13 protein-coding genes are annotated in these 20,758 nt (G+C 74.2%); 5 read left to right on the forward strand and 8 right to left on the reverse strand.

Annotated features, from left to right (window positions below):
• The first annotated feature begins 136 nt into the window (after positions 1-136).
• The 5 genes from ABEA15_RS18950 to ABEA15_RS18970 all read left to right on the forward strand — a co-directional run bounded on the left by ABEA15_RS18950 (position 137) and on the right by ABEA15_RS18970 (position 6,249).
• Positions 137-2,248 (forward strand): prolyl oligopeptidase family serine peptidase, encoded by a 2,112-nt coding sequence (locus ABEA15_RS18950; protein ID WP_345557951.1) that lies wholly within the window; start codon positions 137-139, stop codon positions 2,246-2,248.
• A 119-nt stretch (positions 2,249-2,367) separates the two neighbouring features.
• Complete coding sequence (locus tag ABEA15_RS18955) at positions 2,368-2,826, forward strand: acyl-CoA thioesterase (RefSeq protein WP_345557953.1); 459 nt, start codon at positions 2,368-2,370, stop codon at positions 2,824-2,826.
• A 303-nt stretch (positions 2,827-3,129) separates the two neighbouring features.
• Positions 3,130-3,453: a hypothetical protein gene (locus tag ABEA15_RS18960; protein WP_345557955.1), complete on the forward strand. Its 324-nt coding sequence runs from the start codon at positions 3,130-3,132 to the stop codon at positions 3,451-3,453.
• Between the two features lie 682 nt (positions 3,454-4,135).
• Positions 4,136-4,819 carry a glycoside hydrolase family 11 protein gene (locus tag ABEA15_RS18965; RefSeq protein WP_344145568.1) on the forward strand — a complete coding sequence of 228 codons (684 nt, stop codon included), beginning with the start codon at positions 4,136-4,138 and terminating at the stop codon, positions 4,817-4,819.
• A 191-nt stretch (positions 4,820-5,010) separates the two neighbouring features.
• A complete protein-coding gene (locus ABEA15_RS18970) occupies positions 5,011-6,249 on the forward strand; it encodes an MFS transporter (RefSeq protein ID WP_344145566.1) in 1,239 nt (412 codons plus the stop codon).
• 383 nt (positions 6,250-6,632) lie between these two features.
• On the opposite strand, the gene ABEA15_RS18975 is transcribed toward ABEA15_RS18970, so the two are convergent.
• The 8 genes from ABEA15_RS18975 to cobT all read right to left on the reverse strand — a co-directional run bounded on the left by ABEA15_RS18975 (position 6,633) and on the right by cobT (position 20,706).
• On the reverse strand, positions 6,633-7,076 hold the full coding sequence (locus ABEA15_RS18975; protein WP_344145564.1) for a globin: 444 nt from the start codon (positions 7,074-7,076) through the stop codon (positions 6,633-6,635).
• Positions 7,077-7,232: 156 nt separating this feature from the next.
• Positions 7,233-8,897, reverse strand: a complete 1,665-nt coding sequence (ettA, locus tag ABEA15_RS18980) for an energy-dependent translational throttle protein EttA (RefSeq protein ID WP_345557957.1) — start codon at positions 8,895-8,897, stop codon at positions 7,233-7,235.
• 145 nt (positions 8,898-9,042) lie between these two features.
• The gene (locus tag ABEA15_RS18985) at positions 9,043-10,098 is read right to left on the reverse strand and encodes a DUF4192 domain-containing protein (RefSeq protein WP_345557959.1); all 1,056 of its coding nucleotides are present in this window, start codon (positions 10,096-10,098) and stop codon (positions 9,043-9,045) included.
• Between the two features lie 80 nt (positions 10,099-10,178).
• Positions 10,179-11,570 (reverse strand): sensor domain-containing diguanylate cyclase, encoded by a 1,392-nt coding sequence (locus tag ABEA15_RS18990; protein ID WP_425579412.1) that lies wholly within the window; start codon positions 11,568-11,570, stop codon positions 10,179-10,181.
• 405 nt (positions 11,571-11,975) lie between these two features.
• Positions 11,976-14,534 carry a GTPase gene (locus tag ABEA15_RS18995; RefSeq protein ID WP_345557963.1) on the reverse strand — a complete coding sequence of 853 codons (2,559 nt, stop codon included), beginning with the start codon at positions 14,532-14,534 and terminating at the stop codon, positions 11,976-11,978.
• Positions 14,531-16,363 carry a GTPase gene (locus ABEA15_RS19000; RefSeq protein WP_344145554.1) on the reverse strand — a complete coding sequence of 611 codons (1,833 nt, stop codon included), beginning with the start codon at positions 16,361-16,363 and terminating at the stop codon, positions 14,531-14,533. The genes ABEA15_RS18995 and ABEA15_RS19000 overlap by 4 nt, the downstream gene beginning before the upstream one ends.
• A 32-nt stretch (positions 16,364-16,395) precedes the next feature.
• Positions 16,396-17,706 carry a uroporphyrinogen-III C-methyltransferase gene (cobA, locus tag ABEA15_RS19005; protein ID WP_344145552.1) on the reverse strand — a complete coding sequence of 437 codons (1,311 nt, stop codon included), beginning with the start codon at positions 17,704-17,706 and terminating at the stop codon, positions 16,396-16,398.
• A 333-nt stretch (positions 17,707-18,039) separates the two neighbouring features.
• Positions 18,040-20,706 (reverse strand): nicotinate-nucleotide--dimethylbenzimidazole phosphoribosyltransferase, encoded by a 2,667-nt coding sequence (gene cobT, locus ABEA15_RS19010; RefSeq protein ID WP_345557966.1) that lies wholly within the window; start codon positions 20,704-20,706, stop codon positions 18,040-18,042.
• Between the last annotated feature and the right edge of the window lie 52 nt (positions 20,707-20,758).

Here is a 20,758-nt window from a genome sequence, read left to right on the forward strand (position 1 = left end):
CAGTGTGCTTGGTCGGACCGCTCCGCCGCCACCCCAATTATGTGGAGGCGGCGAAAACCACCGGGTAATCCATGGTCGTGCCGGGGCGTCCGGCCGTGTCCGAGGCGCGCCGCGCCGGGCGGATAGAGTTCTGGACATGCCTGAACCTCGCTATCCCGCCGCCGAGCGCACCGACTGCGTTGAGGTCCTGCACGGGCGAAGCGTCGCCGACCCCTACCGCTGGCTGGAGGAGCCCCGCTCCCCGGAGTCCAAGGAGTGGAGCGACGCCCAGGACGCCCTGTACGTCGAGCAGGCACGGCGGTGGCCGGGGCGCGAGGACTTCGCCGAGGACATCCGGGCGCTGCTCGGCGCGGGGTTCGTCGGCGCGCCGGCCTGGCGGGGCGACCGCTGCCTGTTCATGCGGCGTACGGGCGAGCAGGAGCACGGTGTGCTGTACCTGGCCGAGCCCGGTTCCGGCTTGGGCGCGGCGCGCGAGCGCCCGCTGATCGACCCGGTGGCGCTGGATCCGAGCGGCCGCACCACGCTGGACTCCTGGCGGCCCGATCCCGAAGGGCGGCTGCTGGCCTACCAGCTCTCGGCGGGCGGCGACGAGGAGTCGCTGCTGCGGGTCATGGACGTCGACACCGGCGCGGTCGTCGACGGGCCCATCGAGCGGTGCCGCTACTCGCCGGTGGCGTGGCTGCCCGGCGGCGAGGCGTTCTACTACGTGCGCCGCCTCGCGCCCGGGCAGGTGCCCGAGGGCGACGAGCAGTACCACCGCCGCGTCTACCTGCACCGCGTCGGCACGCCCACCGACCAGGACGTGCTGGTCTTCGGCGAGGGCCGGGACAAGACCGAGCACTACGGGGTCGAGGTCAGCCGGGACGGACGCTGGCTGGTGCTGACGGCCGCCAAGGGGACCTCGGCGAGCAACGACGCCTGGATCGCCGACCTGGCCGAGGACGGATGGGAGCGGCCGCGCTTCGTCACCGTCCAGGAGGGCCACGACGCCGAGGTCCTGCCGTCGGTGGGCCGCGACGGGCGGATGTACGTGTTCACCGACCGCGGCGCTCCGCGGGGGCGGCTGTGCGTGGCCGACCCGCGTACGCCCGGCCCCGAGCGCTGGCGCACGCTCGTGGCGGCCGATCCCGACGCCGTGCTGATGGATTTCGCGGTTCTGGACGGGCCGCAATCGGACGGAGGCGTGCTGCTGGTGTCGTGGCAGCGCCATGCCATCAGCGAGGTCACCGTGCACGACCTCGAAACCGGCGCACGCCGCGGCGCGGTGGAGCTTCCGGGGCTGGGGTCGGTCGGGGGGTTCACGGCACGGCCGGAGGGCGGGCACGAGGCCTGGTTCGGCTACACCGACACCACCTCGCCGACGTCGGTCTACGCCTACGACGCGCGCGAGGGGCGGCTGTCGCTGTGGGCGGCGGCCCCCGGCGCGCCCGAGGTGCCCGACGTCCGCACCGAGCAGGTCGCCTTCACCTCGCGCGACGGTACGGCGGTGCGCATGCTGGTGGTCTCCCCCGCCGGTGAGGAGCGGCCGCGCCCGGCGATCCTCTACGGTTACGGCGGCTTCCGGATCGCGATGACGCCCGGCTACTCCGCGACCGCCCTGAGCTGGGTGCGCGCCGGCGGCGTCTACGCGGTGGCCAACCTGCGGGGCGGGCTGGAGGAAGGCGAGGAGTGGCACCGCGCGGGCATGCTCGGCGCCAAGCAGAACGTCTTCGACGACTGCGCGGCGGCGGCCGAGCACCTGATCGAGTCCGGCCGCACCACGCCCGGACAGCTCGCGGTGATGGGCGGCAGCAACGGGGGCCTGCTGGTCGGAGCGGCCCTCACGCAGCGGCCCGACCTGTTCGCCGCAGCGGTGTGCTCGGCCCCGCTGCTGGACATGGTGCGCTATGAGCGCTTCGGACTGGGCGAGCTGTGGAACGTCGAGTACGGCAGCGCGTCCGATCCCGAGGCGCTGGGCTGGCTGCTGGACTACTCCCCCTACCACCGGGTGGCCGACGGCACGGTGTATCCGGCGACCCTGTTCACCGTCTTCGACAACGACAGCCGGGTCGACCCCATGCACGCCCGGAAGATGTGCGCCGCCCTGCAGCACGCGACCGCCGCCCCGCTGCGGGAGCGGCCCGTCCTGCTGCGCCGGGAGTCCGAGGTCGGCCACAGCACCCGGGCGATCTCCCGCACGATCGGCCTCAGCGCCGACCAGTTGGCTTTTCTCGCCCTCTTCACCGGGTTGGAGACCGCCCCGGAATGAGCGGGGCCGCGCCGCCTCGGCACGGCCCCGGCGGCCGTGCGGGCCGCGGGGGCCGATAGCGTTGGCGGACGGGCACGGGGTATGTGTCCGCACAGTCGCCGTCGGGAGGGTGGATCGCCGTGGTGGAGGCCGCTACGCAGGCTGACGCGCCGAAGCAGGCCGGCGGGCCGCGCCGGCACGTCTTCCACGCGCAGGTGCGCTTCGCCGACCTGGATCCGCTGAACCACGTCAACAACGTGCGGATGCTGACCTACCTCGAGGACGCCCGCATCGCGTTCCTGCGGCCGGACTCCGGGTCCGGGCGGCCCAGCCCGTTCGGCGGGCTGGTCGTGGCCCGCCACGAGATCGACTACCTCAAACCGATCCTGCTGCGCAGCGATCCGGTCCGCGTCGAGACGCGGGTGACCGAGGTCCGCAACGCCAGCTTCCGGCTGGCCTACGAGATCTGCGACGACGACCACGTCTACGCCCGCGCGATCTCGGTCCTCGTCGGCTACGACGTGCAGGGCCAGTCCATCCGCCGCCTCGACCAGGACGAGCGCGACTACCTCGACGACTTCCTGCTGCCCGAGGGCTGAGCGCCGCGGGGGGCGCCTCGACGCGGCTTCGCCCCCCGGGGCGGCCGGAAGGGGCCACCCGGCCGCCCCGGCGAGCCGGACATCGGGTCTGCGGCCTGCGCGCCCGCAAAGCGCGTGCGCGCAGGGTGGAGCGGCACCGCCGGGTCGTTCGCCCAGACAGCCGCCGGCGGCTCCGGGCCGAGGCGGCCCCAAGATCCAGCTCGTGGGACCGGACGTTACGCTAGGCCCGTGACAGGCGAAAAGACGAACGCACGGTGGCTCGTCGCCGCCCTGACCGGTTGCACGGTACTCACCTCAGGGTGCATGGCCCCCGTCGACCCCGGCGAGCTTCCCGGCGTATACCGCAGCGACGCGGCCGGCGGCGAGGTGGAGCTCGATCCCGGCGGGACGTTCACCGCCACCGCCGTAGTGACGGGCGTGTACCCCGGCGCCTCCGACTTCAGCGGCACGTGGGAGTTCATCGACAACCCGGCTTCCGACGACTTCGTCTACCTGTCGCTCGACGAGAGTGCACCCGGCAGGATCTCCGGCATCCAGCTCTACGCGACCGGCGGCGGAGAGCTGGCGTTCAGAGGCGATCCGGACGGGCCTCCGTCCATGGTGCTCACCAAGGTCCCCGAGCCGTAGGTCGTGCGTGCCGGTCCGGCGCGCCGGTGGCTGCGGCCCTGAGCTCCGGCCGAAGCCACCGGATGTCCGGGCAGGACGCCGGCACCGCCGTCCCCCTGTTACCCGCGAAACCGCACCTGTGGCGCGGCGGCCGCGGCCGCCGCCCAACAACGCTTCCCGGCACCTCCCGGACCGCCGCTTCCCGGCGCCTCGGTCGACGGTGCTGACCAGGACGGCGCGGCGCTCGAACGCCGCCGGTGCGGCCCGGCGGCGGGTAGAGGACCCTCCGATACCGGACCCCGGCCAAATTCCGATAATTTTCGGGATTTCACCCGCCATCGCACTCACTCATTCGGCGGTTGCGGCTGAGCTGATCCCGCCGCAGCGAACCCATCGCCCTTTGATCTGCGCAAACGCGCTCCTGACCAGCGACTGACCGCGCCCCCTGTTCCGCAATATTTCCGGAAAGTATTGACAACTTATCGGAATCGGGCCAACACTGTCTGTTCGTGACCGAACCAACGTCGACCGGGATCGCCCCCGCGATCCGCCCTAGCGGCCGCCGACCGGACGCGAGCGGGCCTCCCCCCGCCGCCCTGTCCGGCTCCGGCGCCCGGCGCCGCACCGCCGGCAGCCGGAACGCCGCCGGGTCGCATCCCCCAAAGTCCGGCCCTGCCGGCTTCGACCAGGAGGAGACACGCAGATGAACGAGCCCCAGAACCACGGGATCAGCCGCCGGAGACTCATCGGCGGCGCCGGCGCCGCGGCGCTCGCCGTACCCGCCGCGGCGATGCTTCCCGGCACCGCCCTCGCCGACACGACCATCACCTCCAACCAGACCGGCATGCACAACGGCTACTACTACTCGTTCTGGTCCGACGGCGGCGGATGGGTGTCCATGACCCTGAGCTCCGGCGGAAGCTACCGGATGTCCTGGCAGGACACCGGGAACTTCGTCTGCGGCAAGGGCTGGAGCAACGGCGGCCGCAGGACCGTGCACTACTCCGGCGGCTTCAACCCCTCCGGCAACGGCTACCTCTGCCTCTACGGGTGGACGTCGAACCCGCTCGTCGAGTACTACATCGTCGACAACTGGGGCAACTACCGGCCCGAAGGCGAGTACCGGGGCGCCGTCAGCAGCGACGGCGGCACCTACGACATCTACCGCACGATGCGCTACGACGCCCCCTCCGTGGAAGGCACCGCGACCTTCCCCCAGTTCTGGAGCGTCCGCCGGTCGAAGAAGACCGGCGGCACCATCACCACCGGAAACCACTTCAACGCGTGGGCCCGAAGCGGCATGAACCTCGGCAGCTTCGACTACTACATGATCATGGCGACCGAGGGCTACCAGAGCAGCGGCAGCTCCAACATCTCGGTCAGCTGACCCCCGGACCTCCGGCGCACGACGCCGCCGGTTGACCCCCTCCCCTTGCACCCGAGAGACCGCACCTGTGGCGCGGCGGCCGCGGCCGCCGCGCCACAGCGCCTCCCGCGGCCTTGCGCGGCCTTGGCACCGCCCGCTGCCCGGCGATCCCCGCCGCGTCCCCGCTCAACGGTGCTGACTAGGCTGACCCGGTGCGCAACAGGCGTTGGATCATCCTGTGTATCGCCGTCGTATCGCAGGTCGCGAGTGTCGGGGCGCTGTTCGGGGTGCCGTTCGTGCTGCCGGAGCTGCGCGAGGCGTTCGGGCTGAGCATCGCCCAGGCCGGGACGCTGGCCGGACTGCCCGCGCTCGGACTGCTGACGACCCTGTTCGGCTGGGGCGTGGTCATCGACCGCTACGGCGAGCGGTTCACGATGGCGGCCAGCCTGGCGCTGACCGCGGGCTGCCTCGCACTGCTGGGCACCGTCGACGGCGTGTTCGGCGCCGGAGCCGTCCTTGTGTGCGTCGGCGCCGCCGGCGGCCCGGTCAACGCCGCCGGGGGACGCCTGGTGATGTCGTGGTTCGAAATCCGCCGGCGCGGCCTGGCGATGGGCATCCGCCAGACCGCCCAGCCGATCGGCGTCGGCGGATCGGCCGCGCTGATGCCGCTCGTCGCCGAGCGCTGGGGGTTCGTCGCCGCGATGACGCTGCCCGCCGCTCTCGCGATCGTCATGGTCCCGCTGGTGCTGGTCTTCGCCCGCCCTCCCCGGACGGCCGGGGACGCCGCCGACGACCAGGGCGCCCGAGGAGACGCCGCGCCGACCGCCGACGACTCCCCCGCCGCCAAACCCGCCGCGCGCTCCCCCTACCGGCACGCGGTGATCTGGCGCGTCCACGGCGCCAGCATGCTGCTGGGCGTGCCGCAGTTCAGCGTCATGACCTACGCGCTCGTCTACCTGGTGAGCGAGCACGGGTGGTCGGCGCCCGCCGCGGGCGCCGCGGTGGCGGTGACGCAGGCCTGCGGAGCGGTGAACCGGATGCTGCTGGGCGTCGTGTCCGACCGGCTGGGCAGCCGCCTGCGGCCGGTCCGCGTGCTCGCGCTCCTCTCCGCGGCGGCGCTTCTCCTGCTGTCGCTCTCGCCTGCGCTCGTCCCGGACGCCGCGGTGCCGCTGCTGCTGGCCTGCCTGGTACTCGCGGTGAGCCACAACGGCCTGACCTTCACCGCCGTCGCCGAGACCGCGGGCATGGCCTGGTCCGGACGCGCGATGGCCGCGCAGAACTCGCTGCAGGCCCTGAGCAACACCGTGGCCCCCGTGCTCATGGGCCTGGTGATCACGTGGCTGGGGATCGACGCGGTCTACGCCGCGGCGGCGCTTTTCTGCACGGCCGCGGCGGCGGTGGTACCCGCGCCCGCCCGCCGGGGGCTGCGCAGGCCCCGGCCGGCCGGCTGAGCGCCGGGCTCCGGGCGGCCCCGGCTACCGGCCCCCGCCGCCCCGCCCGCCGGCGCCGGGAGAGGCGGCGATCCGGGCTTCGACTCCGTCCAGGACGAGGTCCGGTCCGAGCTCGGAACGGCCGCCTACCTCGCCAGGTGGGCGCTGCTCGGCGAGTCCGAGGCGGACCGCGCGCTCGACCTGCTCCGGGCTCCGGGCATGGACACCGGCGTCCTCGGCTACGGCCGCGTGTACCGCCTGCTGTGGAGCCGGCTGGACACGCCCGACCGCTGGGAGCGGATGCGGCGGCTGTTCACCGAGCGGTGTCGGCCGGCCTCGAAGCCCCGGCCGGATGACCCGCCGCTGGCGCGGGGCCGCGGGCGCGCCCGGTGGGGCCCGCCGGCTTACTCCGGCGGGCTCTGCACGCCCAGCCGGGTCTCGCCGCCGGGTGCCTCGTCCGGGGCGTTGACCATGCTGTGCGCCGCGTAGACCAGGTACTCCCAGAGCTGGCGGTCCAGAGCCTCGGGCAGCTCCAGTTCGTCGACGGCGGCGCGCATGTGGGTCAGCCAGTGGTCGCGCTCGCGCGTTCCGACGCGGAAGGGGAAGTGCCGCATGCGCAACCGGGGATGGCCGCGCCGCTCGCTGTAGGTGCGGGGGCCGCCCCAGTACTGCATGAGGAACAGGCGCAGCCGCTCCTCGGCGGGACCGAGGTCCTCTTCGGGGTAGAGCGGCCGGAGGACGGGGTCCTCGGCCACGCCCTGGTAGAAGCGGCGGACGAGGCGGACGAAGGTCTCCTCGCCGCCGACGGCGTCATAGAACGTCTGGGGTTCTTCGCGCGGGGAAGTCATAGTCGATGGTCAGCCTATGCGGTGCCGCACCGCGGCGCGAGTCCTCGCCCCGCTGTGCCGATCACCGGCGGCGCGGGCGGCGGCCGCTCCGGGGGCGGCGGGCGCGAGAGCGCGCCGCCCCCGGAGGAACCGGTGCCGGAGGTCGCCGACCGGTCGTCAGTCGCGGGTCAGCTTGCGGTGGGTCACCGCGTGCGGCCGCGCGGCGTCGGCGCCCAGCCGCTCGATCTTGTTCTTCTCGTAGGCCTCGAAGTTGCCCTCGAACCAGAACCAGTCCGAGCCGCCCTCCCACGCGAGGATGTGGGTGGCGACGCGGTCCAGGAACCAGCGGTCGTGGCTGGTGATCACCGCGCAGCCGGGGAAGTCCAGCAGCGCGTTCTCCAGCGAGCCCAGGGTGTCGACGTCGAGGTCGTTGGTGGGCTCGTCCAGCAGCAGCAGGTTGCCGCCCTGCTTGAGGGTCAGCGCGAGGTTGACCCGGTTGCGCTCGCCGCCGGAGAGCACTCCGGCCGGCTTCTGCTGGTCGGAGCCCTTGAACCCGAAGGCGGCGACGTAGGCGCGGCTGGGGATCTCGACGTTGCCCACCTGGATGAAGCTCTCGCCGTCGGAGATCACCTGCCAGACGTTCTTGTCCCCGTCGATCCGGGCGCGCGACTGGTCGACGTAGGAGATCTGCACGGTGTCGCCGACGTTGATGGACCCGGAGTCGGGCTTCTCCTCGCCGACGATCATCTTGAACAGGGTGGTCTTGCCGACGCCGTTGGGGCCGATGACACCCACGAGGCCGTTGGGCGGCAGGGAGAAGTTCAGGCCGTCGATCAGCACGACGTCGCCGAAGCCCTTGGTGAGGTTCTTGGCGTCGACCACGCTGGTGCCCAGGCGCGGGCCCGGCGGGATCTGGATCTCCTCGAAGTCGAGCTTGCGGGTCTTGGCCGCCTCGGCGGCCATCTCCTCGTAGCGCTGCAGCCGGGCGCGGCTCTTGGTCTGGCGGGCCTTGGCGTTGGACCGCACCCACTCCAGCTCCTCGGAGAGGCGCTTCTGCCGCTTGACGTCCTTCTGCCCTTCGACCTTCAGGCGGGCGGCCTTGGTGTCGAGGTAGGTGGTGTAGTTGCCCTCGTAGGGGTAGAGCTTGCCGCGGTCGAGCTCCAGGATCCAGGTCGCGACGTTGTCCAGGAAGTAGCGGTCGTGTGTGATCGCGATGATGGTCCCGGTGTAGTTCTCCAGGTGCGACTCCAGCCACTGGACGCTTTCGGCGTCCAGGTGGTTGGTGGGCTCGTCGAGCAGGAGCAGGTCGGGCTGCTCCAGCAGCAGGCGGCACAGCGCCACGCGGCGCTTCTCGCCGCCGGAGAGGGTGGTGACGTCGGCTTCGGGCGGCGGGCAGCGCAGCGCGTCCATGGCCTGGGCGAGCTGGCTGTCGAGGTCCCAGGCGTTGCGGTGGTCCAGCTGCTCCTGGAGCCTGCCCATCTCGGCGAGCAGGTCGTCGGAGTAGTCGGTGGCCATCTTCTCGGCGATCTCGTTGAACTGCGCGAGCATCGCCTTGGTCTCGGCGACGCCGTCCTCGACGTTCTCCAGGACCGTCTTGTCGGGGTCGAGGCGGGGTTCCTGGGCCAGCAGGCCGACGCTGTAGCCGGGCATCAGCCGGGCCTCGCCGTTGGACGGCTGCTCGACCCCGGCCATGAGCTTGAGCAGCGAGGACTTGCCCGCGCCGTTCGGCCCGACCACACCGATCTTCGCACCGTAGAGGAACTGCCCCGAGACGTCGTCGAGGACGACTTTGTCTCCGTGCGCCTTGCGCACGTTCTGCAAGCTGTAAATGAACTCCGGCATGTTTCCAGCCTAGGGCGTGGCGCACAGGCTTGGGACCAGCCGGCCGCCGGTGCCGCGGTGATCGGGCGGGGCGGAGCGCGTAGCGGGGCGGAGCAGGGGCGGGCGGCCGCGTACCGGCGGTCCGCACGGGGCCGTCCCGCCGTCCTCACGGGTCCTCCAGCGGCCAGGCCGCCTGCAGGCTTGCCGGAGGGTAGCCGCGCCAGGGCAGGCCCGCACGCAGAGCCCGGTGGACCAGGGCCGCCATGGAGTAGTCGGGGTCACTTCGGCGCACGCGCTCCAATGCGGCGTCGGCCAGGGCGGTGTCGCCCCGGGCCCAGGCCGCGACCGCCAGCAGCGAGCCGGGGGCCGCCCGGTATCCGGGCTCGCAGTGGCACAGCACGTGCCGCCACAGCCGCTGGTGCGCCTCGGCGGTGTCGGGGCCGATCAGGCACCAGGCCTCGTCGCGCACGCGCACGCACCCCAGCAGCACCCCCAGCCAGGCGATGTGGCCGGGGTCCTCGGGAAGCTCGCCGCACGCGGCCGCGTCGGCGGCGGCGCGGACGGCGCGGGCGCCTTCGACGCGGAACCGCGGCCCATAGGCGTCGCGCCCGCGGTGCCCGGGCGCGCACAGGCGCGCGGCGCGCTCCTCGGCCGCGCGGGTGGCCGCGCGCATCAGGGCGCGGCGGGGGCCCTCGGCCGGGGCGAGGTGATCGCGGATGGACTCGCGGCTGGGCCATGCGCTCAGCCCGTTGGCGACGGCGGCGGCCGCAACGGCCGAGGACGAGGGGTCGTAGGCCACGCCTTCGGGCGGACAGCACTCGGGCGAGGTGCAGGTGTAGGACCAGTACCGCCCCTCGCAGACCCGCAGCGCCTCGCGCAGCGCGACGCCCGCACGCGCGGCGGCCCGCCGGAGTGCGTCGACGTTGCGGGTGACGGCGCCCGCCGGACCGTAGCCCACGGCGAGCGCGACGGTGCAGCCTTCGTCGCGCAGGGCCGCGGCGAGGCGGTCGGCGGCCTCTTCGCGGTCGTCGTCCGCCCCGTCGGCGGCGAGGTCGCGGCAGAAGGTGGTGTGCAGCCGCGGCGCGTCGCCGCGCAGGCCGAGCACCAGCAAGGTGTCGTTCGGGTGGTAGCCGACGATATAGGGGACGGCGGCGAGGATGTCGGAGGGGCCGGAGAGGGTGAGGCGGGAGGGGACCTGGGGCGACTGGTTGTCCTGGGCCATGTACTCACGGTCGCCTCGCGGCGTGCCCTCGGGCAACGCCGATTCGCGTCCTGTGGACGGTGCCGCCCGGTGCGGCGCGCTCAGTCCGGGTCGCGGCTCTCGGGCGCCGCGGCTCCGGACGCCGACGGCACCGCCCCGCCGTGCGGGACCCCGTGCACGCCGAGCTGGGCCGGGATCTCGGGCCGCGCGACCACCGGCAGGCAGACCCGGTCGCGCCCTGCTCCCTTGGCTCGGTAGAGGGCCAGGTCGGCGGCCGCGAGCAGGCCCACGAGGTCGTCGCCGTGGACCCGCAGCACGGCCAGGCCCAGCGAGACCGTGATCGCCACCTCCGCGCCCTCGGCCTTGAGCTCCATCCTGTTCACCCGAAGGCGCAGCCGCTCGGCGACGCGGCACGCCTCGGCCATGTCCGCGCCGGGCAGCAGTACCACGAACTCCTCGCCCCCGAACCGCCCGACGACGTCGCTGGAGCGCAGCTGCCCGGTGAGGGTGGTGGCCACCCCCAGCAGCACATGGTCGCCGAACAGGTGGCCGTAGGTGTCGTTCACAGCCTTGAAGTGGTCGATGTCGACGATGAGCACCGCCGCCGACCGCCCCCCGCGCCGCGACCGCGCGATCTCGGCGCCGGCCTCGGCCTCCCAGGTGCTCGCGTTGAGAAGGCCGGTCTTGGGGTCGGTGCGCGCGGCCGTCTGCAACTGCTGGAAGAGCAGGCTGCGCTGGAGCAGCAGTACCGGCGGCAGCACCACGGCCAGGAGCAGCGGGGACAGACCGGTGACGATGGCCGCGGTGATGCCGGCGCACAGCTCGACGCCGTCGACGATCAGCGCCTCGCGGTCGCACAGCATCTTGCGCCACGGCGTGCCCGTGCCGCTCAAGAACATCGCCGCGGCCACGGCGAGGTTGTTGAGCGCGGTGAACACCGCGCAGCAGGCCAGCGCCAGCAGCGCGCCCTGCACCGAGGACATTGCGACCTCGGTGGCCGCCAGCGGCAGCGCCACCGCCTGCGACCAGTCGCCCGCCACCGCACCGTGGAACAGGGTGGAGGCGGCGAACCCGGCGGCGCCCACCGACGCGGCGTTGAAGACCCTGCGGTGCACCACCGCGCGCCGGATGCGGAACTGCAGCAGCAGGTACACCGGTATCGGGATCAGCAGCGAGTACAGCGGCGGAAGCATCAGCACGGTGGGCAGCCACCAGGCGCCCAGCAGGTCGCGGGTGAGCCCCGAGGGCTTGCCGAGCCGGCGCATGGCCTCGACGCACAGGCCCGCGCACGCCACCAGTGCGCCGAAGGTGGCCAGCTCCGCGCCCCGGACGGGGGTGAAGGCCGCCGCACCGACCCCGAGCAGGACGGCCCCGCCCACGACGACGCCGATCAGTACGGCCAGGCCGCGGGGTTGGGACAGCAGCGGCCAGGAGGGCTGGCGATACCGCCATCGCAGTTTGCGGCCCACCGCGCTCCGCTCGGCCACCGCCACGTGGATCTCCCCCGCTCGCGCTCAGGACGTCCAGCGCGGCACCGCGGAGACGGCGGCGCGGGCCGCGGTGAGCGTGCCCTCGCGCATCCGGTGCCGATCGCTGAGGCCCCACAATGAATCACAGTCAGTGATATTCTAATCGCCGATTGTGCAGCATTCAGCGGAACCGGCGGATTGCGGGCCCGAAAAGCCCGCCCCCGCGGCCGAATCGAATCGCGACAGCCCTCCGCCCCCCGTTCGACCCGGCATCGACCGCGCACTTTCGGTCACCGAATGGACGCCTTAAGTGACGCTTTACACGACGGAATTCGGTATCGCGGACGGAAGGCGGGGTGCCGCGCGGGCACGGCGCCGACGCGCGCTGTCCCGCGCCGACCGCCGCCCCGGCACAACGTCCGGGGCGGCTCAGTCCTCCGAGCCCTGCGCGGTGGCCAGGGCGCCGCAGGACTCGGCGTAGCGGGCGAGCTCCTGCTCGACCGGGGCGAGGATGCGCTGCTCGGCGAGCTCGCGGGCACGCTGGGAGCTGCGCTGCTCGACATGCTCGCGCCGCTGCACCGCCGACACGGCGATCAGGTTGGCGCAGCCGGTGCCCAGCAGCCAGCCCGTCACGGGCGTGGCCACCGCCGTCGCACCGGCGAAGCCGAGGAAGACGGGGGCGTCCAGCATCGCCACGCCCGTCAGGCCGCCGGCCAGCCAGCTGACCAGCACCGTGCAGAACCACAGCACACCGGCCGCGGCCAGGCCCACCAGCGCGTACTGCAGCGCCTGCACCATCCGCCACCACGTGGGCGTGTCGTGGGGATCGGGGACCGAGGCCGCCACGGCGTCGCTGAGCTCCTGGGGAAGCTGGTCCAGGCCGCTGCGGGCGGCCGCCCGCACCCGGCGCGGCCAGGGCGCCGGCAGTGAGCCGGCGACGTGGTCGGCGACGTCCACGGCGGCCTTGTCGATGCCGGCACCGTAGGCCTCGACCGGGGCGGAGCGTTCGGTGCTGCCGGCGAACTCGCCGCCGACCCTGCTCAGCGGGTCGCGGCGCAGCGCCTTGGCCCACCGGGCCATCGGCCAGCCGACGCGGCCCTCGCCGCGCTGCTGGTAGGCGGTCTCCGCGGAGTCGGCGATGGCCTCGACCCCTCCGGCCTCCACCAGGTCGCCGACCAGCCCGGAGCGCACCTTGTCGGGCACCGCGGTGCCGGCCTGGCCGGGATCGCCGTGGTAGCGCTCGAACTCCACGACGACGCGGTCGAGGTCGGCCGCCAGCCGGTCGATCATCGCCCGGCGCTGGGAGACGGTCTCGGCCAGCAGGGAGCGCAGTGTGCGGATGCCCTGACCGGTGACCGTGGAGGTGGTCAGCACGCGCGGATGCACGCCCGACTCGGTCTCCAGCAGCCGGCGCAGGTCCGTCAGCAGCTCCTCCAGCTCCTCGGGAGCGACCCGGTCGACCTGGTTGAGCACCGCAACGGTGACCGAGCCGTGGCCGGTCATCTCGGCCAGGTAGCGGTGGTGCACGGCGGCGTCGGCGTACTTCTGCGGGTCGAGCACCCACACGAGCAGGTCGGAGGAACCGATCAGGCGGGCGGCCTCGGCGGTGTGCTCGGCGCGCACCGAGTCGTGGTCGGGCAGGTCCAGCAGCAGCAGCCCGGACAGCTCGGAGTCGTTCCTATCGAGCTCGCTGGTGCGCGAATGGCGGTTCCGCCGCGGCACGCCCAGCCAGCTCAGCAGCCCTTCGGCGCCGTCGTTGCCCCATACGCAGGCGTGCGCGTCGGAGGTGGTGGGGCGGGTGATGCCCACACGCGAGAAGTCCAGCCCGCACAGGGCGTTGAACAGCGACGACTTGCCGCTGCCGGTGCCGCCGGCCAGGGCGACCACCGTGTGCTCGCCCGAGAGCCGCAGCCGGGCTCCGGCGTGGTCGAGCAGGTTCTGGGCCCGCTCGACGAGGTCGGGGTCGAAGTCGTCGGCGCCGATGCCCACCAGCGCCGAGACCGCGTCCAGACGGGCGATCAGTTGCTCGCGGGTGACCTCGGGCATCGGCTCCCAGAAGTCGTCGGCGGTCGCGGGGTGGTACTCCTCGTCGCCGCCGGTGGCGCCGGGGTCCGCCCAGTAGCGCGTCCCGGCTGCGCCGGCGGGCGCTCCGTGCTGCGCGGCGGGCTCGGGGAGCGGCCGGGGCTCGGGATCGGCGGAGGTGTCCTGGACGGGGTCCACGATCGGCATCGGCCCCGTACGGCGCCCGGCGATCATGCCGGTCTCCTCGGCGTCGGCGAGGCTGCCGACCCAGTCGGCCAGGCGGTCGGGGTCGTCGGGGTCGCCTCTGCGAACGCCGCGGCCGGCGCCCTCCGGGCGCGCGGGAGTGGCGGGCGGCGCCGCGGCGGCGTGGCGGCCGTGGCCGGAGGGCTCGGCGGTGCCGGCCCCGGACTCGCCCTCCTGCTCGCGCCGGGCCTGGCGCGGCCCGGACCCCTCGGCCGACCGGCGCGGGGGCCGCTTCGGCAAGGGCTCGGGACCCTCCGAGTCGGCGGCATCCTCGCCGCCGTTCCGCCGAGCCGAGGTGTCGTCCGCGGCCTCGGCGCGACGCCGATTCGGCTCCTGCTCCGCCTCACGGCCGACGACGGGCACCGGTGCGGTGGGGGCGTCGCCGTCCGCTGCGCCGCCGCGGGGCGGCTCCGCCTCGGGCCGCTCGTCCTCGGGGTCGTCGGTGCCCGACTGCTGGTCGACGGCGCGCCGGAGCGCGGGGTAGGACGAGGCGGGCGGCCCGACGGGGCGCGACGCCGGCCACGTATCCCCCGCAGGCGGCGCCCAGCCGGCCCTGGTGCGCTCCTCGGTCTCGGGGACGACGTAGCCGTGCCACGGCTGGTCGCCGCTGCGCGCGTCCTGCCCGGAACCCGGTGTCCGGCCCTGATCAGGGCGGCCGGCGCCGTCGTTCCCCGCCGCACCGGGCTCCTCGTCCGCGTGAGCGGCGTTCCAATGAGTCGTCATCGCGCAATCTCGAGGTTGTACGTCGCTTGGTAGAGCTGGACCGCGTCGTCCTCTTCGGGCAGCTTGACCGCCGCCAGCGTGTCGGTGAAGCGGGTGCGCTCCTCGTAGAGCAGCGTGCCGATCCGCCGCCGCAGATCATCACGCGCCCGGTTACTGATGTTACGCAGTGAATCCGCTCCGAACACACCTCTGAGCAGACGGTTGGGCGAGGGCCCGGACCTGCGCTCGGACGCGGCGCCCGCGGCGTCGTAGCCCAGCAGCTCCACGATCAGCACGAGGGTGAACGCCTGCTTGTCGAACCGGATCACGCGCGCAACCGAGCGCTTGGTGGCGCCGTCGGCGGAGACCATCTCGCCGACGCGGTGCATCCACTCCGAGACGGTTCCGCTGACGCGCTCGACGAAGGACTCGGGCAGCCGCCGTCCTCCGGCGCGCTCGACGATGTCCCCGCCCCCGGGCACGGTCTCCCACTCGTCGGCGGCCTTCTCGACGGCGCGCTCGGCCGAGGCCACCACCAGCGACTCCAGGCTGTCGCGCACGGCGTGTTCCAGTCCCCGCACGCGCGACTCCTCGTCCTGGTCGCCGCGCGGCTTGCGCCTGCCGCGGGTGCGCATCATCCGCATCAGCTCGCCGCTGGCGGCGATGTCCTGCCAGCGGGCCAGCAGGTTGCCGCGCATCAGCTCGCCGTCGCGCAGCGCCTCGTCGATCTCGGCCCCGGCGCCCTCGTAGGCGGACTTGACCGCCGACTCCAGCACGCGCCGGGCCTCGACCTGGACCTCGACCTGCTTGGCGAGGTCGGGTACCCGGGTGCGGAAGCTGTCGATGACGCCGATGAACGTGCGCAGCGACACGCGGTCGCGCTGGACCAGGTCGCCGGCGACGTCGGCGAGGTACTCGCGGATGTGGTCGGCCACGTTGGAGGTGAAGCGCTCCTCCGCGATCTGGTCGGTCTCGGGGACGATGAAGCGGGGCGCGTCGCCCAGCCCGTTGGCCTCCAGCATCGCGCCGAAGTGCTGGACGAGCTGCGTGTGCCCGCGCTCGGGCACGCGCGAGAGCACCACGGCCAGCGACGTCGCGCGGTCGCGCGCCACCTGGAGGAACTCCCATACGCGGGCGTCGGCGTAGCGGCGGCTGGTGGTGACGAACACCCACAGGTCGGCGGCGTCGAGGAACTTGGAGGCGAACTCGTGGTGGGCCGAGACAGCCGAGTCGACGTCGGGGGTGTCCAGCAGGGCGACGCCGCGGGGCATGGCCTCGCTCGGGGCCAGCACGAGCATGCCGTCCTTGCCGGGCATGGCCAGGCCGTGCTGGCGCACACGCGGCAGGGTGGGCAAAAACGACGCCTCGCTGAACCAGTCGACGTCGGCCGGGTTGCAGGCGAGCACGGGGCTGTTGGTGGTGGGGCGGCGCACTCCGGTCGTGGTGACCTGTTCGCCTACCAGGCTGTTGACGAGGGTGGACTTGCCCGCCCCGGTGGAGCCTGCGACGGCGATCAGCAGCGGGGTCTCGGGGCGGCGCACGCGCGGGAGGACGTAGTCGTCGAGCTGGTGCAGCAGGTTGGTGCGGGCGGTGACCCCCTCGCGGGCTCCGGGCAGCCCTTCAGCGAACTCGGTGGCGCGGATGCGGCCGCCCAGGTTCTCCAGGACCTTCTCGAACCGGGCGTCGAAGGAGTCGTCGCCGCGGTGCTTGGCGCCCTGGTTCTCCTGGGTGGCGGCGGGGGCGCGTTCGTGGCGCCCGGAGGCGGCCCGTTGCCCGTCGGCCGCCTCGCGGGTACGCGGCTCGGGCCGGCCCGCCCCTGTGGCGTCCGTCGTCGCAGACGGCCGGGACATAGCGCTTCCGCCCTCCTCATCGGTCGTCGCGGTCACAAGATGCGATTCCCCTCGGGTGGGTCGCCGCCGGCGGTATCGGCGGAGGCGCCGCCGGGCCCCGACTCAGCGCGCCCCATGTGCAGTATGTCAAGTTCACCGGCCACGTCGACCACTTCTCCGATGACGATCACGGACGGCGGGCGCACCTCGGATTCGCGCACAGCGCGCCCGACGGTGGCGAGTGTGGCCCGGACGGTGCGCTGGGTCGGCATCGTGGCCTCCTGAACGAGCGCCACCGGGGTCTGGGGCGCCCGCCCGTGCTCCATCAGGGCGGCGGCGATGGCCTCGATCCGCTCGACGGCCATCAGGGCAACGACGGTACCGCCTGCGCGGGCCAGCGCGGGCCAGTCGACGGTGGACCGCGGGTCGCCCGGCGGCACATGGCCGGAGACCACGTGGACGTCCTGGGCGACGCCGCGGTGGGTGACAGGGATGCCGGCGCCGGCGGGAGCGGCGAGTGCGCTGGTGATACCGGGGACGACGGTGACGGGCAGTCCCGCCCGCGCGCATGCCAGCGCCTCTTCGCCGCCGCGCCCGAAGAGGAAGGGGTCGCCGCCCTTGAGGCGGACGACGAACCTTCCGGCACGGGCGTGTCGGACGAGGGTGTCGTTGATGTCGTCCTGGGTCATCGACCGCCCGTAGGGGATCTTGGCCGCGTCGACGATCTCCACGTCGGCGGGAAGCGACTCCAGCAGCGAGGTGGGGGCGAGCCGGTCGACCACCACCACGTCGGCCTGGGCGAGCAGCTGGCGTCCGCGCACGGTGATCAGGCCGGGGTCGCCGGGACCGCCGCCCACCAGGGCGACTCCCCGGTGGCGCTCGCGGCCGCGCCGGGCGTCCAGCGAGCCGTCGGCGAGGCCCTCGACGACGGCGTCGCGCAGCCCCGCCGCGCGGCGGGGGTCGCCGTTGGCCACCACGCCGACGGTGACGCCGGCCGCGCCGCCGCTGGCGGGGGTCCAGGCGGCCGACGCGTGGCGGTCGTCGGCGCGCACGCACCACACCCGCTCGGCCTCGGCTTCGGCGGCGACCGCGGCATTGGTCCGGGCGGAGTCGGTTGCCGCGTGCACCAGCCAGAAGCCGCCCAGCTCGCCCCCCGCGACGTCGCCCGAGCGGAACCCGCGCCGGTGCCAGGTGATGCGCCCGGCGTCGGCGAGGTCCTCCAGGGTCGCGGTGGCCTCGGGCGCCACCAGCGTGACCCGGGCTCCCGACTCCAGCAGAACGGGCACGCGCCGCTGGGCGACGCGGCCGCCGCCCACGACGAGGGCGTCGCGTCCGTCCATCCGCAGGCCGAGAAGATAGGTCACCGAGGCTGCCTCCACATCGCGCCGTGCACTTCAGCCCCCGTGGGGCCCGCCGGTGCCCGCGCCGTGTCGCGGATCGCGGGCGGCAGCGCATGATCCCCCGCCGTTCACTGTGTCAAACGGGGGTCACGCTTTGATTGCGGCAACCGGCGCATCCTGTGCTGTTGTTCACTCTAATACGCGCGCACGGGTGCGGCCGTGTCCGGTGGATCACCGTTCGGCCGCGCGGTCCGCGCTGCCGGCCGCGGCCGGCCTCTCCCTCTGCGAGGGGGGCGTGCGGCCCGTGCGGTGCGGGGGTTCCTCCGCCGCACCGCACGGCCGCACGCCCCGTTGGCGCTAGCCGCGTTCCGAGACTCCCGCGGAGCCGAAGGTCGCGACGTTGCGCAGTGCGCGGGCCGAGCCCTGCAGGATCGGCAGCGCCAGCAGGGCGCCCGATCCCTCGCCCAGCCGCATCTCCAGGTCGACCAGCGGGCGCAGCCCGATGTGGGAGAGCACCGCGGCGTGACCGGGCTCGGTGGAGCGGTGCCCGGCGAAGCAGGCGTTGAGGGCCAGCGGTTCCAGCTTGGCCGCCGCCAGGGCCGCGGCACCGGCGATCACCCCGTCGAGCAGGACCGGCACGCGCATCGCTGCGGCGCCGAGGATGAACCCGGCCAGCGCGGCGTGCTCCAGGCCGCCCACGGCCGCCAGCACGCCGACGGGGTCTTCGGGGTCGGTCTCGTTGGCGGCGAGCCCGCGCCGTACCACCTCGATCTTGCGCTCCAGCGCGGCGTCGTCGGCTCCGGTGCCGCGGCCGGTGACCTCGGCGGGGTCGGTCCCGGTGAACACCGAGACGAGCGCGGCCGAGGGGGTGGTGTTGGCGATGCCCATGTCGCCGGTGACCAGGCAGCGGTTGCCCGCGGAGACCAAGTCGCGGGCGACCTCGATGCCGGCCTCGATGGCGTAGTCCGCCTGGGTGCGGCTCATCGCCGGGCCCCGGGTGAAGTCGGAGGTGCCGCGGGCGACCTTGCGCGGCAGCAGTCCCGGCACCGCGGGCAGGTCGGAGGCCACGCCCACGTCGACGATGGTCACCTCGGCGCCCACCTGCTCGGCGAACGCGTTGACCACGGCGCCGTCGCCGAGGAAGTTGTGCACCATCTGCGCGGTGACCTCCTGGGGCCAGGACGTCACACCCTGGGCGTGCACCCCGTGGTCGCCGGCGAAGATCGCCACGGCGGCGGGTTCGGGTATCGGCGGCGGACACTCCCCCGCCAGTCCCGCCAGCCGGATCGAGACCTCCTCCAGCACGCCGAGCGAGCCGGGCGGCTTGGTCATGGCCGCCTGGCGTTCCTCGGCGTCGTTGACGGCACGCTGGTTCAGAGGGCCGATGGCCGCGATGGTCTCCTCCAACAGGCTCGTTGCCGCCTGGCCCGGCAGGCCGCGGCGGCCGTAGTGCTCCCGGTGCACCGCCCAGTGCAGCGGGCGCCCCCGCGCCCAACCGCCCATCGCAAGCTCCGGTTCGGGCGGGAAGTCCTCGACGTAGCCGACGCACAGGTAGGCCACGACCTCCAGATGGGGCGGCAGGTCCAGCGACGCGGCGAGCTCGCGCTCCTCGAAGAAGCTGACCCAGCCCACGCCCAGGCCCTCGGCGCGCGCGGCCAGCCAGAGGTTCTCCACGGCCAGGGCGGTGGAGTAGGCGGCGGTCTGCGGCTGGGAGTGCCGGCCCAGGGTGTGGCGGCCGCCGCGGGTGGGGTCGACGGTGACAACGATGTTGACGGGGGTGTCGAGGACGGCCTCGACCTTGAGCCCGGAGAACGCGCGGGCGCGGGCGCCGGGCAGGGCGCGGGCGTAGGACTCGCGCTGCGCCTGCACCAGCTTCTGCACGCGCGAGCGCACGTCCTCGTCCTGCACGACGATGAAGTCCCACGGCTGGGAGTAGCCGACCGACGGCGCGCGGTGGGCGGCGTCGAGGACGCGCTCCAGGACCTCGTCGGGGACGGGGTCGAGGCGGAAGCCCATGCGCACGTCGCGGCGCTCGCGGATGGCGCGGTAGACCGCGTCGCGCTCGGTCTCGCCGTAGGCGTGGGCGTCGGGTTCGCCTCTGCTGCGGGCGGGCGCGTGCCCGGGGGCGGGCGCCTGCTCCTGCGCCTGCTGTCGCTGCTGTCGCGCGCCGGCCGCGGGGGCGTCGGCGCGCTCGCCGTCCGGGTCGTCGGGGTGCTCCGGGTAGGAGGCTGCGGCGTGTGCGTTCACAGGTGAGTCAACTTCGTTCGGGGTCGGTGGTCCGTCTTCGGCGGCACCCTCGCTGGGCGCCGCGCGCTCGGGCGCCTCGGGTGTTTCAGGCCGGGGCGCCGCGCGCTCGGGCTGCGCCGGCGGAGCGCCGCGGGCGGCGGGTCCTGGCGCGGGGGTCCGGGAGGGCGGCGGGTATTGCGGTGCCATCGGGGCCGGGGGCCGCCGGCCGGCGGTGCGCTCCCGCTCGCGGGCGGGCTCTGGTTCGCGGGAGTGCGCGGGCGGCGCGGCGGGCGGAGCGTCGCCCCCCGGTCTGCGCTGCGGCTCCGGGGAAGGCGGCTGCCCGCTGGCGGGCTCGCGGGGTTCGCTGCGCTGGGCGTGGCGTGCCTGCGGTGCGGCGGCCGCGCCCTCGCGCTCGCGGTCCTCCTCCTGCTCCTGCGCGGCGCCGGCGTCCCGCTGGGAGCCGCGATCCCGCCCGGGGGCCCGCTCGGGGGCCGCGTCCTGGACGCGGTCCTGCTCCTCCTCGGCGTCGCGGTCCTGGCCGGCGCCGCGGAAGGGGATCACGTTCGGGCGCTCATAAGGCGTGCGCGCGCCGCCGGATCCACCGCCGCGCCGCCGGTCGACCGGGGCGTGGAAGGGGTTGGGGCGCTGCTGCCCGGTGCGCGCGCCGGACTCCGGCTCCCGCGAGGGCGCGGTCCCGGAGCCGCGCCCGGTCTCGGGCAGGTCGTCGAGCAGCCCCTTCCACCCCCGCTCGGACTCGGGGTTGTCCTCGGCGCCGCGGCGCCGGTCCTCACCGGTCATGTCGTCCCCCCAGGACGGGCCGGCGGCACGGGACGCCGGCGGTCGTCAGCAC

Origin of the sequence: Streptomonospora halophila (assembly GCF_039542725.1) — a bacterium.
Lineage (GTDB): Bacteria > Actinomycetota > Actinomycetes > Streptosporangiales > Streptosporangiaceae > Streptomonospora > Streptomonospora halophila.